The following is a 15,595-nucleotide window of genomic DNA, read 5'->3' on the forward strand; positions in this document are numbered from 1 at the left end:
GATCCTAAGAAACGGGCGCATAATGCGCATGAATATATGCCGCCGTTATATCAGCATGCACCGCATTACGGGATGATAAAGTGAATTGCGCCACACCATGGGCAAAATCCGCCCGCGCGTCCCATGCCATATCATGCGCCCAGCCATAGACAAATCCAGCCAGCAAGGCATCACCAGCCCCCGATACATTCACTGTCTCTGTCACATTGGGTATTCTGGCCACCTTATCATGCTTTGTCACCGCGACAAAGCCATTGGCCCCATCCGACATGATAATCTGTCCAACACCGGTCGGGTGCAAACCATCCAACAGCGTATGTGTCTGCGCATCCTGTCCCAGACCCGTCAGCACCCGGGCTTCAGCCAAATTGGCTTTAAGACAGGTAATCTGACCCAAAAACGGAATCAGCTTATGCGCTTTTAGCGCCGATACACAATCGCAGAACACCGCCTTGCCATCAGCACGCGCGAAAATACGTGCCAGCGTCTCGGCTGGCAGATTGGCATCAAGCACCAGCGCATCAGCCGTCGCCAGCACCGGATCGATAGCCGCAATATAATCAGGCGTCAGACTGTCTATCAGCGCCATCTGGTGTAGCGCGACATACATTTCACCCTTGCCATCATGGATACTGACATAACTATCGGTTTTTGCCCCGCCACGGATGATCGCATGATCCAGCCTCACCCCACCATCAATACAGCTTTGCTGCAGGCGTTGCCCTAGCATGTCATCGCCAAAAACGCTGACCAATTGGGGCGTCAGACCCAGACGCCCCAGATTTTCGGCCAGATTGCGCGCAACGCCGCCACAGCCAAAATTCACATCGCCCTTATTCGACTCCTCAAGCACCAGATCGCCATAGGATGACGTTGCCGTGATATCGATATTGGCACCGCCAATCACCAGGATCGATGGCAAAGATACGCTATGACTATCGGACACAGGGGGCATCATTCACTATCAACATTGTTTACCATCATCCACTATCAACATTGTTTACTATCATCCATTGGCCATCATCCATTGGTCATATGGGACAATCAAAAACAGCCCCTACTATGCCGCTTTGCTATGGCAAAGTCAGTATCTCTGAAACAGCTACCCCAAAATAACGATTACAAACGGTAACCCAGATATATAAATGCTCAAAAATTGGGCTTCATCGCGCATGATTGCATCAATTTTCATCATTTTGGGCAATTTTGCCTATAATAAAAGCAATCATCTTGCTATTTCACCGACGCCGACGACACTAGCCAAAAAGTAATGCGGGGGTGATAAATATCCCCAGTCAAACGGAGAATATAATGCGTAGTTTTGTTTCGATGGCCTCTGCTTTTATGGCACTATCCAGTTTTGGCATGGCGACAACGCCAGCCTTCGCGTCTGATGCGGTCAATAGTGGCGACACCGCGTGGATTTTGACCGCGACCGCCCTGGTCCTGTTTATGACCTTGCCTGGCTTGGCGCTTTTCTATGCTGGCCTTGTGCAATCAAAGAATATCGTTTCGGTGTTGATGCATCATTTTGCTATCGCCTGTCTGATGTCGATCCTCTGGGTTATTGCGGGTTATTCGCTAGCCTTTAGTGGCGACGGCGCATGGTTTGGCAGCCTTGGCAACATGTTCATGGCAGAGATCGGGCTTGATAGCATGTCAGGCACGATTCCTGAATCTGTCTTTGCCGCTTTCCAGATGACCTTTGCCATCATCACCCCGGCCTTGGTGATTGGTGCTTATGTCGAACGCATGAAATTTTCGGCTGTTCTGCTGTTTTCGGCGATCTGGCTTCTGGTTGTTTATGCGCCTGTGACCCATTGGGTATGGGGTGGCGGCATTATGGCCGCATGGGGCGTGATGGATTTTGCTGGCGGCATCGTTGTGCATGCTACCGCAGGCACCGCCGCATTGGTATGCGCCATCGTGCTTGGCCAACGCCGCAATTTTCCTGAATCCGTAACCCCGCCGCATAGTCCGGTATTGACCATGATCGGTGCCAGCATGCTGTGGATTGGCTGGTTTGGTTTTAATGGCGGTTCGGCATTGGGTGCTGGATCGGGTGCAGGCATGGCCTTGCTTGTCACGCATATCGCCGCCGCGACCGCGTCGCTAGTGTGGATGGTGATCGAATGGCTCCGCTTTGGCCGGCCATCGCTTGTCGGCATTGTGACCGGCATGGTGGCAGGCCTTGCCACAGTGACACCGGCCTCTGGCTTCATCGGCGTTCCAGGCGGTTTGATCCTTGGTCTTGTTGGCGGTGGCGCGTGCTATATGGCAGTTGACCTTATCCGCGTGAAGTTGAAAATCGATGACTCGCTTGATGTGTTTGCCGTGCATGGTGTGGGCGGCATTCTGGGCAGTCTGCTTGTTGCCTATCTAGCCTTGCCAGCCTTTGGCGGCCTTGGCCTTGCTGACGGCGTATCGGCCGCATCACAGCTATGGGTACAGTTCAGTTCGGTTATCATCACCGTGATCTGGACAGCGATAGCCAGCTTTGTGATCCTGAAAGTCATTAGCGCAACGACAGGTGGTCTGCGCGTTGATACACAGGATGAAATCGAAGGCCTAGATATCACCCAGCATGGCGAATATGGCTATCACACGAAATAGGCATTTGCCCTGACCATATTGATCTTAGTCAAAGTGGCGATAATCACATTGGCCATTCATCACAGAATAACAAAGGCGGGGCCCAATCCCCCGCCTTTTTGTGTTTGCTGTTAAAAGAACATTATCAAAGTCACCACATTTCTGACTGATCCAAAATTTGCCGATGCAAATGCAAAATGGCGCATGAAAGCCATGGGTAATCAACCGGTGGCGACAAAATTGGTTGTGCAAACGCTTGACCCAACATGGCTTATTTAAATAGACGCGTTTGCCGCCACATAGATTACTAGCTATCATTTAGCCTTATCGGCACCCGCCCCTATACCTCATTGACGGAGACAATCGCCGTTTCTGCCAATGCTGCCTCATGCCATTCTTGCCAGGCGGGCATCGATTCCAGTGCTTGTCCATAGCGCGCTATCATCGCCTTTTGCGTCGCACCACCCGCCAGACCATAGGTTTTGATCCGACTATAAACTGGCGCATACATGGCATCGGCAATGGTGAAATGGCCAAACAGAAACGGCCCCTCATAGCGCGCCATACAATCGTGCCAGATATCAATGATCCGCGCTATATCGGCCTTAACATCATCTGCCACTGTCAACACCGATAGTGGACGCCGCATATTCATCGGACATGCCGTGCGCAAGGCGCTAAAACCAGCATGCATTTCGGCACTGATGGCGCGAGCATGGCTGCGCATAGATTCTGATAAAGGCCACAGCATTTTGGTCGGGTGCTTTTCGGCAAGATATTCGGTAATCGCCAGACTTTCCCAGACGGTCACATCGCCATCAACCAAACATGGCACCTTGCCTGTTGGCGAGATACCGTCCAAGGTCGGAATTTTCACATCGTGATCAAGGGGCACCATTTTTTCGGTGAAGGGAATATCAAACGCCCGCATCAACAGCCATAACCGCAATGACCATGATGAATAGTTTTTATTAGTTATGTAGAGTTTGTAAGATGACATCTATGACTCCTATCCACCATGAATGATCGACAAGGCCATCCGCCTTACATGCCCGAATAAATGTTCATAGCCATCCCAGTCAGAATATTCGTCAAGCGTCACTGTACCAGGTAAACTGTCGAGCAATCCAAACATGGCAAACGGATTATCCGATGCCGCGGCCTTTGCAATAGGCGGATAAACCGCATCATACAGATCATTGAAATAACGGATATTATCCCGCAAAATCTGTGGGCTGGTGGATTTGGAATGAGCGGTAACAGCATGTTTTAACGGCCATTGCCCTATCCGGTTCAAAATGCGTCGCACGCCCAGCATATTGGTGTCATCCAGAAACGAAGCTGGTGTCAGCCGTTTGTCTTCATAAAGATCGGCGGTAAAGATAACACCTTCCCAGGGCAGATAGACAACCGTGGTGGCCACGCCATCACCAGCGCCCATGAAATGCATCTCGACATCGGTTGTGCCCATATTGATGGTATATTTATTCTCGAAGGTGATATCGATATCGTCAGGCGCCAGATCAAGCGGATCAAGCGGCAATACCGCATGGATATTTTTCTGGGCAACTAATTTTGCCTGCGGAAAGGCACTGACACCGCCGACATGGTCAAAATGTTCATGCGATAACACGATATAGGTGACAGGCAAATCGGTCAGCTTGGCAATTTCAGCCTTTAAAACCGCCGCACGGTTATTATTGGCCGGGTCAGTAATCAATACACCTTTCTTGCCAATAACCACCAAACTGTTAAAGAATCCCCAATAGATCGAATAGATATTTTTGGATAATTTTGAAACGATTGGCGCGTCCTGCGCCCACGCAGCAGAATGTGGCACCATAGACGCGCACAGCATAAAGCTGACCATGACAGCCCGCTTTAGCCAAAGTCTTACCGATATCATGATATGCTCCCCCTAATTGAATAGCGATAGTCAGTCTGGTTACATGTGCCGGACACTATTCAAAAAGAGATCACGTTACCCTGTTCCGGGATAAAATCTGGCCGCCATCAAACCGGGCGGTCAGACATAACATCGAAATATTCTATAAATGATAACAGAAAATCAGACGATATTCAAAAACATCTGATCACACATCTAGCCATGAAGCTGGCCATGAAGTTGGCTAGGCGTCTGATCATGAACAGCTAGCCCCACTCGGCCGCAACATCCTGATCCGTCTCGACACTTGCATAGCGCGCCTTCATGGTAGCAAAATCCGCCTCATCCAGCACCTGCCGCAAAGCCCAAACCGCCATGCCACGCACCAGCCCGCTTACATGATCCAGATGCGGGATAATCATCGGCACCAGCCCCATATCCGCGCTATTGCCCGCCGCCACCAGCACATTGCGCAAAAACCGCTCATGCCCTGCGCGGCGGACTGGCGTATTGGCAAATTCTGCGCGGAATCTGGCCTCATCCAGCCCCAACAGATGATCCAATGCTGGCAACACTGTTTCCACCTGTGCCGCCAGTTTCTGTTCGGATGCGGCCTGCGCGAATTTATTCCACGGACATACCGCCAGACAATCATCACAGCCAAAGATGCGGTTGCCTATATTGGTTCTGAATTCTGTGGGTATCTGGCCTTTATGTTCGATTGTCAGATAGGAAATACAGCGCCGCGCATCAAGCCGATAGGGCGCAGGAAACGCATCAGTCGGGCAAATATCAAGGCAGTTTGTGCAACTGCCGCAATGATCGCTTTGCGCCTCATCATAGGGCAATTCACCATCGGTCAGGATCGTCCCTAAAAACAGCCATGAACCATGTGTCTGCGACACCAAATTCGTATGTTTGCCTTGCCAACCAATACCGGCAGTCTGCCCTAGCGGCTTTTCCATCAAGGGCGCGGTATCGACAAAAACCTTGACCTGCCAGCCTGATTTTGCCGCCAGACGGCCTGCCAGCTGTTTCAGCTTGCCTTTAATCACCGCATGATAATCCCGCCCGCGCGCATAGACCGAAATATTGCCTTTATCGCGCACTGCCAGATTATCCATCGGATTATGGTCGGGGCCGTAATTCATCCCCAGAACAATCGCCGTGCGCGCGTCGTCCCACATCGCATGGGGTTGCTGGCGTCGGTCGGCTGTATCGCGCAACCACGCCATATCGCCCTCAAAGTCATCGTCCAGAAATTGGGCTAATCCGTCGGTGGTACGCTGTGAATGCACTGCCTTTGTGATCCCGATATCGGCAAAGCCAGCCGCCTTGGCATCGGCAACCAGCCATGCTTTCAGCTTGTTCATATCGTGTGAAACCACAGATTTTGACATCAAGGCTCCTATCAGTGTTCTCAAGTAAATATTCTTAAGTAATTGTTCTTAAGGATCTAGCGGATCGATATCACCAAGGCTCTGCATAGCATGAAAGTTTTTTTCGAATTGTGCAAATCTGCCAGCCTCGATCGCCGCCCGCATATCAGCCATCAGATCCTGATAATATTGGATATTATGCCAGCTCAACAGCATCAGCCCCTGCACTTCATCGGCTTTGAACAGATGATGCAGATAGGCACGCGAAAACCGCGTACAGGCTGGACAGCTACAGGCCTCGTCAATCGGACGGTTATCTTCGGCATGGCGAGCATTCTTGATATTGATCGGGCCGCGGCGGGTAAAGCCTTGACCAGTCCGCCCGGATCGTGTTGGCAGCACACAATCGAACATATCGACCCCGCGCGCCACCCCGCCAACCAAATCGGATGGCTTGCCAACCCCCATCAGATAGCGCGGCTTATCCGTTAGCATTAAAGGCGTGGTGAATTCCAGCGCTTCGAACATCGCCTCTTGTCCCTCACCCACGGCAAGCCCGCCAATCGCATAGCCTTCAAAGCCAATATCGGTCAATGCGGCCACTGACTCGGCGCGCAAATCGGCAAAGATCGACCCTTGCACGATGCCAAACTGGCCATAGCCTTCGCGCGGCACAAAGGCATCGCGGGATCGCTTTGCCCAGCGCATCGACAGCCGCATGGAGTCTGCCGCCACCGCCTCTTCCGCCGGAAAGGGCGTACATTCATCAAAAGCCATAGTGATTGTTGCATCCAGCAGATGCTGAATTTCGGTAGATCGTTCGGGCGTTAGCCGGTGCTTGCTACCATCAAGATGCGATTTAAAGGTCACACCATCTTCATCAAGCTTGCGCAACGGGCCCAGCGACATCACTTGAAAACCACCCGAGTCAGTCAATAATGGACCATCCCAGCCCATCATTTTGCGCACCCCGCCAAGCCGCCCGACACGTTCGGCACCAGGCCGCAACATCAGATGATAGGTATTCGCCAGAATAATGCTGGCACCTGTTGATTTGACCGATTCCGGCATCATCCCCTTAACCGTAGCGGCGGTACCAACGGGCATGAAAACCGGCGTTTCAACAACACCCCAGGCGGTGTGTAGGCGGCCACGCCGCGCCGCACCATCGGTAGTGAGCAGATCATAGGAAAAAGCGGTCATTTTGTGTCCGTTTCGGATTGTGCAGGCCGATCATTAGCCGACAGATCATGCGATAAAAGATCATGCGCTAATAGATTATGCGATAAGAGGCAGGCATCGCCATAGGAAAAGAACCGATACCCCGATGCAATGGCATGTTCATAGGCCGCCATAATCGGGGCATGACCAGCAAAGGCACTGACCAGCATCAGCAATGTTGATTTCGGCAGATGAAAATTTGTCATCAGCATATCGACAACATTGAATTGAAAGCCCGGGGTGATAAAAATATCCGTTTCACCAGCAAAACTGCCAATGTGACCAAGTGCGGCGAAGCTGGCTTCCAGAATACGCAGGCTGGTTGTGCCAACCGCAACCACCCGCCCGCCAGCTTGTTTGGTGGCGATAATTTTGGCAGCGACATCTGCCGGAACCGCACCCCATTCGGAATGCATCTTATGTTCGGCGATAGTCTCAACCGTAACGGGCAGAAACGTACCCGCACCAACATGCAATGTCACCGCCGCAATAGCGACGCCTTTGGCCTGTAATGCGCTGGTCAGCCCATCGGTAAAATGCAACCCCGCCGTTGGGGCGGCAACCGCCCCGCGCTGACTGGCAAACATCGTCTGATAATCCTCAAGGTCGGCATCAAGCACCCCATCAGGCCGGGCAATATAAGGCGGCAACGGCATTGTGCCATATTTATCAAGTCCGGCATGCAACGCCGTGGTATCCAGCGCCGCGCCTGACCTTGGATCAATAAAGGCTAGTTCGACATCACCGCTTGCCCCCCGCCCTAGAACGCGGGCGCCAAAGTCCGGTGCAAACATGATAATATCATCAGGGCGGCATTTCTTGGCTGGTTTGGCAAATACCCGCCAGATCGCATCCCCCCCATTTTTATGTCCCTCATATTTATGTAATGTCACGCTGATTTTGGCTTCACCACGCTTGCCTATAAGTCGTGCTGGAATAACCGAGGTATCATTGACGATCAACAGATCACCTGCCCGCAAAAGATCAGGCAGATCACCAACATGCCGGTCTGCTATAGCCGCACCCGAAAGATCCAGAAGCCGCGCGCTATCACGCGGTTGCGCTGGCGCTGTGGCGATCCGGTCGGGTGGCAGATCAAAATCAAAATCGGAAAGTTTCATAAGCCTATTCAAAAATCTGCAAAATACCAACAACTACCGCCTGATCATCCTTCACCACAAGACACTGTATCCGGGCTTCGAGCATCTTTTCCTCGGCTTCATTCATCATCGCATCCGGCGCAATCGACAAGGGATCGGCACTTGCCACATCGCCAACACGCGTCCCAGCCAAATCGACACCCGACACCAGCAAACGGCGTAAATCGCCATCAGTTAATATCCCATCCAGCTTTTCAGCCGTACCGACAAGTGCCAGGCCAAGCCGCCCTTCGGTCATGGTAATCAGCGCATCCTGAACGGTGCTATCAGCATCGACAAAGGGCAGATTTTCCACCCGCATCCGGTCACGCACATGCGTCAGCAGGCGTCGTCCCAAAGCCCCACCAGGATGCGTCGCGGCAAAATCAGCCGCTTCAAAGCCGCGCTTTTCCATCAAAGCAACCGCCAGCGCATCGCCAAGCACCAATGTATTCAGGCTGGACGTTGTTGGTGCCAGATTAAGCGGACAGGCCTCGCGATCAACCGAAATATCAAGGGCAATTTCGGCTTCGCGCGCCATCGTGCTATTGGCATTGCTTGTAAAGGCGATAATCCGTGTTTCGAGCCGCTTTAACGCCGGTAACAGGCGGATAACTTCCTCGGTTTCGCCCGAATGCGACATCAACAAAACAACATCACCGCGCCGCACCATACCCAGATCACCATGGATTGCCTCGGCAGGATGTAAAAACAGTGATGGTGTCCCCGTTGACGCCAGCGTTGCTGCAATCTTGCGGCCAACCAAACCTGATTTACCCATACCGCAGACCACCACATGGCCAGCCGTATCCAGCATCATATCAACTGCCGCGCTAAAACCGGTGCCAAGCCCTTTTTCCAGTCGCGTCAGAGCTTCATGATAGGCGGTAAAAAGCCCCTGTGCTGCGGTAATCGCGTCACTCGCCATTATTGATCCTCATGTTCCACCCTGCCAAACGCTTGCTTAAGCGCATATCCACAGTGCCTATGTAACGCGCAAAAGCACCAATCACAAGATGGCACATGGTTTTTGTCAGCACAGCATATAAATGCCAAACCATCCCTGCCAGACTATCCCTACGACAGCAGAGGTCTAAATATAATCTTGCGCCATAGCGAAATCTTCGGGGCGATTCAGATTCATAAAGGGATCAGGCGTCCCTTCAAAAGGCACTACCGCACAATGATAACGGGCGGTAAAATCATCAATCTTGCGGATGTCCTGATTAACCAGCGCATGTCGCAAATCAACGGCCAACGCCACCGGCCAGATCGCAAACACCGGATGCCGTCTGATTTTCCCATCTCTATTATCTGGCGAGGCGGCTTGGGCTATATCTGCCCCCGCATCGATCAACCCCGCCATTAGCCGGGCTGACAAGTCACGCGGCAGAAACGGCGCATCGGTAGCAAGGCTGATCATATGGGTGATATCCGGATGGGCGCGTGCCGCCCATTCCAATCCAGTCAATATGCCCGCCAACGGGCCGGCATAGCCATCAACCACATCAGCGCGAACTGGCATATCAAAGCTGGCATAACGTTCCGCATCGCCATTCGCATTCAACAGTACCGGCGCGGTGCCAATATCAACGCGGTCAAGCACATGCTGCAATAGCGGCTTGCCACCAAGTAGCATCAGGTTTTTGTCACCACCACCCATACGCCGTGACTGCCCGCCAGCAAGCAGCAAATAACCTAGATGGTCATGAAGATCACCAGGTAAAGGTCGATCACTATCTGTATCTGAACTCATCTGTCATGCTCATTTATCTTGTTGGGCGCGCTGGCGCGATGGGCTATCGGCAAATTCGACATCCCCCACTTCACCGCCTGTTTCAATATCAAAATCGATCCGCTGTTCACCAGCCAACGCGATAAAGCGTTTGCCCTTGGCGCGTCCGATCAGCGTCAGGTCAGCCGCGCGCGCCAGCTCGACAGCCGCCGCCGTAAAGCCCGAACGCGAGACCAGAATCGGAATCTGCATCTGCACGGTCTTGATCACCATTTCGGTGGTCAAACGTCCGGTTGTATAAAAAATCTTATCCTGCGATGCGACCTTGTTCAAAAACATCCAGCCGGCAATTTTATCAACCGCATTATGACGGCCTATATCTTCCATATAGACCAGCGGCTGATGTGCCTTGCACAATACACATCCATGTATCGCTCCGGCGCTAAGATACAGACTGGGCGTGGTATTGATAGCTTTTGACAGACCGACAAGCCAACTTGCCTTAAAGCGAGCATCGGCGGCCAATTTGATATCGTCAAACCGTTCCATCATATCACCATAGGCGGTACCTTCGGCACAGCCGCTGGTGCGGATTTTGCGTTTCATCTTGGCTTCAAAATCGGTTTCACGCGCGGTGCGGACAATACAGACGCCCAGATCATCATCAATATCTACGCTGGTAATCTGATCATCCTGGCGTAGCATATTCTGATTCAAAAAATACCCGACCGCCAGTTCGGGCACCCAGTCGCCTAACGTCATCGAAGTCACAATTTCCTGATTATTCAGAAACAGCGTAATCGGTTTTTCGGTAACGACAGGCAGATTGATTGGCGCGCCAGCTTCATTCAGCCCGGAGACAGTCTGCGTCAGACCTTCGGCATCAGGTTCAGGCGCGATCAACAAGGATGGCGCGTTTTGTGGTTTATCACTCATGCAGACAACAGTGGCGGAAACGCCCCTCCTCTTTCAAGCCTTTTATCCTAAATACCTTATTCATACGTCCTAATTTTGCCTTTACCTGATAAAATGATTATGCTCATTTCAAATACAGACGCTTTATCACCGCTTCTGGCATCATGGCGCGCATCATGCGCACACAGGGCAATAGGTTATTTATGAAGATCCATTTTAACGCATCAAATCATGATCTGGCCAGAATTCGCCTGCAACAGCTTGTCGATTTTTATGGTCATAACGCGCTGGCTGACGCCACCCATATCGTTGCGCTTGGCGGTGACGGGCATATGCTTAATGTTCTGCATGAAACCATGACATCTGGTTTGCCTGTGTTCGGGATGAATTGCGGGCATCTTGGCTTTTTGATGAATCATTATGCCAGTGCCGAACTACCCGAACGCATTGCCGCCGCCGAAACAGCCGCACTGCATCCGTTGCGCATGATCGCCACCAACAAGGATGGCACAACGCACGAAGCGCTGGCGATCAACGAAGTGTCATTATTGCGCCAGACGCATAACGCCGCTCATATCAATATTTCTGTCGATGGCAAAAACAAACTTGAACAGCTGATCTGTGATGGTGTTTTGCTAGCAACGCCTGTCGGCTCGACCGCCTATAATCTGTCGGCGCATGGGCCCGTCATTCCGCTTGGCACCGAATTGATGGCCTTGACACCGATCTCGCCATTCCGGCCACGGCGCTGGCGTGGGGCATTGCTTCCAGAAACATCGGCTGTTGAGCTGGTCAATCTGGAACCTGACTTCAGACCGCTTAGTGTAAGTGCTGACAGCACCGAATTTCGCCATGTCAAACATGTTTCCGTCGCTCAGGCGCGCGATATTACGTTGAATTTACTATATGATCCTGGCTTCTCTTTGACTGAACGTGCGATTCAGGAACAATTTTTAGTTTAATAAGCCTGTTCATCATTTATTAACATATTTCAGTCTATGATATTGCATGATCAACCTCTTGATTTGATGGAGCAGACATATGACACAGGAATCCCCCCAGAGGCCTGCACAATGTGCGCATATCAGCCTATCCAGAGCACGTAAGGCACTGTCCGAAGTAACTGTGAATGATGCGGCACAGAAATTTGCCACCTTATACGAACATGGCACCCTCAAAGTTGAGCTATACGAACCAAAAAAAGCCGACTATCAAACCCCGCATCGTCAGGATGAAGCCTATATCATAATTGATGGCACGGGCATTTTCGAGATGGCGGACGAACGTGTGCCATTCGCCCCGGGTGATTTTCTGTTTGTCGCCGCTGGCGTACCGCATCGCTTTACCCAGTTTGGCGAGAGCATGACAACATGGGTGATCTTCTATGGCCCCGATGGCGGCGAGCCTACTTAATGCAGCGCCAGACCTTACTTAGCCGCTATTTCAAACGGCTTTGACCTCGGCTGCCAGAACCGCATCGATAAACGCATCGATCCGCGTCCATATATCCGCCACCACATCGGGCTTTTCATTCAGCAATTCATGCCGCGCCTCGTCATATTCATAGCGCGTCAGATGCGCCAGGCAAGCCAGCATCCGGTCGCTAGACGCTTTATGCACCACCCGTTCATCACCAGCCAGTAAGCCCAGTACCGGACAATCTATCGCCGCCATCCAGTCTTTGTTCAATGTCGTGCGCGCACATGAGTCATAGGCAGCGTGCACCCAGCCTGCGGTTGGCTGACTACGCCGTAATTCGGGATTATCGTCAAACCAGACAAATTGGCTTTCATATCCAGCTTTATCGCGTGACAGCGCATTATGCGGACGGAACTGCCTGATATAATCAAGCGCTGGCGGCTTTGTAAACGGCAGATAGGAACGTCCAAACCCCGCCATCACAAGCGACTGCGTGATCAGGCGCACCATCCATACAGGCATCACCGGCGGCACGATCATCGGCGACAGGATAATCGCCGCCTGCACCTGCGCCCCCAGATGCTGGCACAAGCGCAAAGCCAGATGCCCGCCCATCGAATGACCAAACAGCATCACTGGCCTATCTTGCCAGCCAACCGCCGCGATCAATCTGTCCATCGCGCCGATATGCTGGTCAAAGCTGTCACAATGCACCGCCATGCGATGCCGCCCTAGATGCCCCGACATGCCTTGTCCGGGCCAATCTATCGCCAAAACATTATAACCACGATTGTTGAATTGCTGGATTACATCGCTATATTTTTCGCAAAATTCGGTAAATCCCGGACATAGCAGAACATGCCCTCGCACCGCCGTTTCATTAGCTATTTCAGCCAGATGCCCGCGCAGATTATGGCCATCATAGGGCAAATTGACATCAGCACCAGACGGCAAGACAAGCCCCGCTTCGCTGGCATGGCGATACATCAGCTTATGACCTCTTGCGGCCTATCATAATCAGTCGCCGCATCATCATCCATAAATCCGTCTGACTGGCGTTGCCACATCGTGGCATAGAGGCCGTTTTTGGCCAGGAGCTGGCGATGCGTACCACGCTCGCATATCTCACCATCAGCAAGCACCAGAATTTCGTCAGCATCGACAACAGTCGAAAGCCGGTGTGCAATAACCAATGTAGTCTGGCTCCGCGAAATATCATTGAGCGAAAGTTGAATATCCTTTTCGGTGCGGCTATCCAGCGCCGATGTTGCTTCATCAAACAGAAAGATCGCCGGCTTTTTCAAAATCGCCCGGGCAATCGCAACGCGCTGTTTTTCACCACCCGACAGTTTCAGCCCACGTTCACCAACACGTGTATCATAGCCATCGGGTAATTTGCTGATAAAGCCATCAATCGCCGCCGCCTTGGCCGCCGCTTCAATATCAGCCTGACTGGCATCATGCCGCCCATAGCCTATATTATAACCAATCGTTGAATTGAACATGACCGTATCCTGCGGCACCACGCCAATGACGCTGCGGAGTGAACTTTGCGCTACATCGCGCAGATCCTGCCCATCTATGCGGATACTACCTTGATTTGGATCATAAAAGCGGAATAACAGCCGCGAAATCGTCGTTTTGCCAGAACCGCTTGGACCAACAATGGCGGTGCGTTTGCCAGGTGGCACGCGAAAGCTGACACCTTTGAGAATAGGCCGGTCAGCATAGGCAAAATGCACATTGTCAAACACCAATTCACCACCAGCCACGGCCAGATCGCCAGCATCCGGCTTGTCGGCAATATCGGGTTCTTCATCCAGCAATTTGAACATACGTTCCATATCAACCAGCGATTGGCGCAATTCCCGATAGACCCAGCCTAGAAAATTAAGCGGCAGATATAGCTGTAATAGATAGGTATTCACGATCACAAAATCACCAACGGTCAAAAAGCCGCGCTGAATATCCAAACCTGCCATGCCCATCATCGCCATCAGACCAATGGCAATAATCGCGCCTTGACCGATATTGACCACCGACAATGACGTGCGTGATTTAACCGCCATAATCTCATATTTACGCATCGCCGTATCATAGCGCTCAGCTTCAATATCTTCGGCATTGAAATATTTGACCGTTTCGTAATTCAGCATCGAATCAACCGCGCGCGTAGCGGCGCTTTCATCGGCATTATTCATTTCACGCCGGAACCGAATCCGCCATTCGGTCACCTTAATCGTAAAGATGACATAGGCCATCACCGTCACAAATGTCACCGCCGCATAGAAAAACCCGAACATTGACCACAGAATGGCGCTGACAAACAGCATTTCGACAAATAGCGGCAAGACTTCAAAAAAGGCAATCGTCAGCAGAAATTCAATACCCTTGGCACCACGGTCAATCGACCTTGTCAGGCCACCTGTCTGCCGGTCAAGATGGAATTGTAATGATAATTTATGTAAGTATCGAAAGGCATTCAATGCCGCCCCACGAACCGCGCGCTGTGCAACACTGGCAAACAGATATTGTTTGGCTTCGCTGAACACCTGCTGGCCAAGCCGTGTCAGCGCATAGCCTGCCACGACCCACATTAGGGCTGTCATGGCAAATCCCTGCTCACCATTAACTAGATCAACCGCCGCACCATACATAAGCGGGGTTATGATATTTGACCCTTTTGCCGCCATAAGACAAGCAAAGGCCGCGGTAATGCGGCCACGCACGCGCCAGTTCCCTTGCGGTATTGTATAGCGCGCCAGATCGGCAAGTAATGAGATAATCTTTTTTGACTTCGGTTCTGACATGTTCACCGTCTGGTTTTAACGCTGCCAGATACCATCAGAAAAGACAGTGTCAAACAGGTCTCAGAAAAACCCAATTATGACGCGACAGAAAAGCTCTCGCCGCACCCACAACGGGCAATTTCATTGGGGTTGTTAAAGACAAATCGAGCAGCAAACTTATCTTCCTGCCAATCCATCTCCGATCCAATCAGAAACATCACGGCTGTCGGATCAATGAATAATGTCACGCCCTTTTCTTCGACCTTATCTTCAAACGGTTTTTGCTCGGTTGCAAACTGGACATCATATTGCATACCAGAACAACCGGTGGTCTTGATACCCACACGCAGACCGATAACATCGCTATCAGCCTTATCCATCAAGCTCCGAACATGCTGTGCAGCTTTATCCGTCAAGGTAACAATCGGTTTATTCGGGTCAAACATTATCTATCCTTTCACACGTTTACCGTCCAACTACGGTGCAGTTTTGGGCATAGTACGCACGCATCTACCAATCAA

At 51.6% G+C, this 15,595-nt stretch carries 15 protein-coding genes; 3 read left to right on the forward strand and 12 right to left on the reverse strand.

The window, feature by feature from the left end; all coding sequences use genetic code 11:
• Positions 1–4: 4 nt before the first annotated feature.
• Positions 5–946, reverse strand: coding sequence for a carbohydrate kinase family protein (locus ACTF7Q_RS04140; RefSeq protein WP_438996589.1), 942 nt, complete (start codon positions 944–946; stop codon positions 5–7).
• Positions 947–1,311: 365 nt separating this feature from the next.
• On the opposite strand from ACTF7Q_RS04140, the gene ACTF7Q_RS04145 reads away from it, so the two are divergent.
• Positions 1,312–2,613 carry an ammonium transporter gene (locus ACTF7Q_RS04145; protein WP_438996590.1) on the forward strand — a complete coding sequence of 434 codons (1,302 nt, stop codon included), beginning with the start codon at positions 1,312–1,314 and terminating at the stop codon, positions 2,611–2,613.
• Between the two features lie 319 nt (positions 2,614–2,932).
• On the opposite strand, the gene ACTF7Q_RS04150 is transcribed toward ACTF7Q_RS04145, so the two are convergent.
• The 8 genes from ACTF7Q_RS04150 to ACTF7Q_RS04185 all read right to left on the reverse strand — a co-directional run bounded on the left by ACTF7Q_RS04150 (position 2,933) and on the right by ACTF7Q_RS04185 (position 10,887).
• Positions 2,933–3,592: a glutathione S-transferase family protein gene (locus tag ACTF7Q_RS04150; RefSeq protein ID WP_438996591.1), complete on the reverse strand. Its 660-nt coding sequence runs from the start codon at positions 3,590–3,592 to the stop codon at positions 2,933–2,935.
• A gap of 9 nt (positions 3,593–3,601) precedes the next feature.
• Positions 3,602–4,498 carry an MBL fold metallo-hydrolase gene (locus ACTF7Q_RS04155; protein WP_438996592.1) on the reverse strand — a complete coding sequence of 299 codons (897 nt, stop codon included), beginning with the start codon at positions 4,496–4,498 and terminating at the stop codon, positions 3,602–3,604.
• A gap of 245 nt (positions 4,499–4,743) precedes the next feature.
• Entirely contained in the window at positions 4,744–5,877 is a 1,134-nt protein-coding gene (queG, locus tag ACTF7Q_RS04160; RefSeq protein WP_438996593.1) for a tRNA epoxyqueuosine(34) reductase QueG, read from the reverse strand.
• A gap of 48 nt (positions 5,878–5,925) precedes the next feature.
• The gene (gene tgt / locus ACTF7Q_RS04165; protein WP_438996594.1) at positions 5,926–7,059 is read right to left on the reverse strand and encodes a tRNA guanosine(34) transglycosylase Tgt; all 1,134 of its coding nucleotides are present in this window, start codon (positions 7,057–7,059) and stop codon (positions 5,926–5,928) included.
• On the reverse strand, positions 7,056–8,198 hold the full coding sequence (gene queA / locus ACTF7Q_RS04170) for a tRNA preQ1(34) S-adenosylmethionine ribosyltransferase-isomerase QueA (protein WP_438996595.1): 1,143 nt from the start codon (positions 8,196–8,198) through the stop codon (positions 7,056–7,058). The genes tgt and queA overlap by 4 nt, the downstream gene beginning before the upstream one ends.
• Before the next feature lie 4 nt (positions 8,199–8,202).
• On the reverse strand, positions 8,203–9,144 hold the full coding sequence (locus ACTF7Q_RS04175; protein WP_438996596.1) for a KpsF/GutQ family sugar-phosphate isomerase: 942 nt from the start codon (positions 9,142–9,144) through the stop codon (positions 8,203–8,205).
• Between the two features lie 165 nt (positions 9,145–9,309).
• Entirely contained in the window at positions 9,310–9,972 is a 663-nt protein-coding gene (mobA, locus tag ACTF7Q_RS04180; protein WP_438996597.1) for a molybdenum cofactor guanylyltransferase MobA, read from the reverse strand.
• 9 nt (positions 9,973–9,981) lie between these two features.
• On the reverse strand, positions 9,982–10,887 hold the full coding sequence (locus ACTF7Q_RS04185; RefSeq protein ID WP_438996598.1) for a formate dehydrogenase accessory sulfurtransferase FdhD: 906 nt from the start codon (positions 10,885–10,887) through the stop codon (positions 9,982–9,984).
• A 182-nt stretch (positions 10,888–11,069) separates the two neighbouring features.
• Between ACTF7Q_RS04185 and ACTF7Q_RS04190 the strand changes: the two genes are divergently transcribed.
• Positions 11,070–11,828: an NAD kinase gene (locus ACTF7Q_RS04190; RefSeq protein ID WP_438996599.1), complete on the forward strand. Its 759-nt coding sequence runs from the start codon at positions 11,070–11,072 to the stop codon at positions 11,826–11,828.
• A 79-nt stretch (positions 11,829–11,907) separates the two neighbouring features.
• Positions 11,908–12,279, forward strand: a complete 372-nt coding sequence (locus tag ACTF7Q_RS04195) for a cupin domain-containing protein (RefSeq protein WP_438996600.1) — start codon at positions 11,908–11,910, stop codon at positions 12,277–12,279.
• A gap of 30 nt (positions 12,280–12,309) precedes the next feature.
• On the opposite strand, the gene ACTF7Q_RS04200 is transcribed toward ACTF7Q_RS04195, so the two are convergent.
• The 3 genes from ACTF7Q_RS04200 to ACTF7Q_RS04210 form a co-directional block, all read right to left on the reverse strand.
• On the reverse strand, positions 12,310–13,272 hold the full coding sequence (locus ACTF7Q_RS04200) for an alpha/beta fold hydrolase (RefSeq protein ID WP_438996601.1): 963 nt from the start codon (positions 13,270–13,272) through the stop codon (positions 12,310–12,312).
• Positions 13,272–15,095 carry an ABCB family ABC transporter ATP-binding protein/permease gene (locus ACTF7Q_RS04205; RefSeq protein ID WP_438996602.1) on the reverse strand — a complete coding sequence of 608 codons (1,824 nt, stop codon included), beginning with the start codon at positions 15,093–15,095 and terminating at the stop codon, positions 13,272–13,274. The genes ACTF7Q_RS04200 and ACTF7Q_RS04205 overlap by 1 nt, the downstream gene beginning before the upstream one ends.
• Before the next feature lie 74 nt (positions 15,096–15,169).
• Positions 15,170–15,520, reverse strand: coding sequence for a HesB/IscA family protein (locus ACTF7Q_RS04210; protein ID WP_438996603.1), 351 nt, complete (start codon positions 15,518–15,520; stop codon positions 15,170–15,172).
• Positions 15,521–15,595: the final 75 nt, after the last annotated feature.

It is taken from the genome of Puniceispirillum sp. (SeqCode) (genome assembly GCF_965657105.1).
Classification (GTDB): Bacteria; Pseudomonadota; Alphaproteobacteria; order Puniceispirillales; family Puniceispirillaceae; genus Puniceispirillum.

Coding starts and splice junctions, on each gene's coding strand:
- queA (WP_438996595.1), bottom strand. CDS start 8,198: ATGAAACTTTCCGATTTTGATTTTGATCTGCCACCCGACCGGATCGCC.
- queG (WP_438996593.1), bottom strand. CDS start 5,877: ATGTCAAAATCTGTGGTTTCACACGATATGAACAAGCTGAAAGCATGG.
- ACTF7Q_RS04175 (WP_438996596.1), bottom strand. CDS start 9,144: ATGGCGAGTGACGCGATTACCGCAGCACAGGGGCTTTTTACCGCCTAT.
- ACTF7Q_RS04195 (WP_438996600.1), top strand. CDS start 11,908: ATGACACAGGAATCCCCCCAGAGGCCTGCACAATGTGCGCATATCAGC.
- tgt (WP_438996594.1), bottom strand. CDS start 7,059: ATGACCGCTTTTTCCTATGATCTGCTCACTACCGATGGTGCGGCGCGG.
- ACTF7Q_RS04155 (WP_438996592.1), bottom strand. CDS start 4,498: ATGATATCGGTAAGACTTTGGCTAAAGCGGGCTGTCATGGTCAGCTTT.
- ACTF7Q_RS04145 (WP_438996590.1), top strand. CDS start 1,312: ATGCGTAGTTTTGTTTCGATGGCCTCTGCTTTTATGGCACTATCCAGT.
- ACTF7Q_RS04205 (WP_438996602.1), bottom strand. CDS start 15,095: ATGTCAGAACCGAAGTCAAAAAAGATTATCTCATTACTTGCCGATCTG.
- ACTF7Q_RS04210 (WP_438996603.1), bottom strand. CDS start 15,520: ATGTTTGACCCGAATAAACCGATTGTTACCTTGACGGATAAAGCTGCA.
- ACTF7Q_RS04150 (WP_438996591.1), bottom strand. CDS start 3,592: ATGTCATCTTACAAACTCTACATAACTAATAAAAACTATTCATCATGG.
- mobA (WP_438996597.1), bottom strand. CDS start 9,972: ATGAGTTCAGATACAGATAGTGATCGACCTTTACCTGGTGATCTTCAT.
- ACTF7Q_RS04200 (WP_438996601.1), bottom strand. CDS start 13,272: ATGTATCGCCATGCCAGCGAAGCGGGGCTTGTCTTGCCGTCTGGTGCT.
- ACTF7Q_RS04185 (WP_438996598.1), bottom strand. CDS start 10,887: ATGAGTGATAAACCACAAAACGCGCCATCCTTGTTGATCGCGCCTGAA.
- ACTF7Q_RS04190 (WP_438996599.1), top strand. CDS start 11,070: ATGAAGATCCATTTTAACGCATCAAATCATGATCTGGCCAGAATTCGC.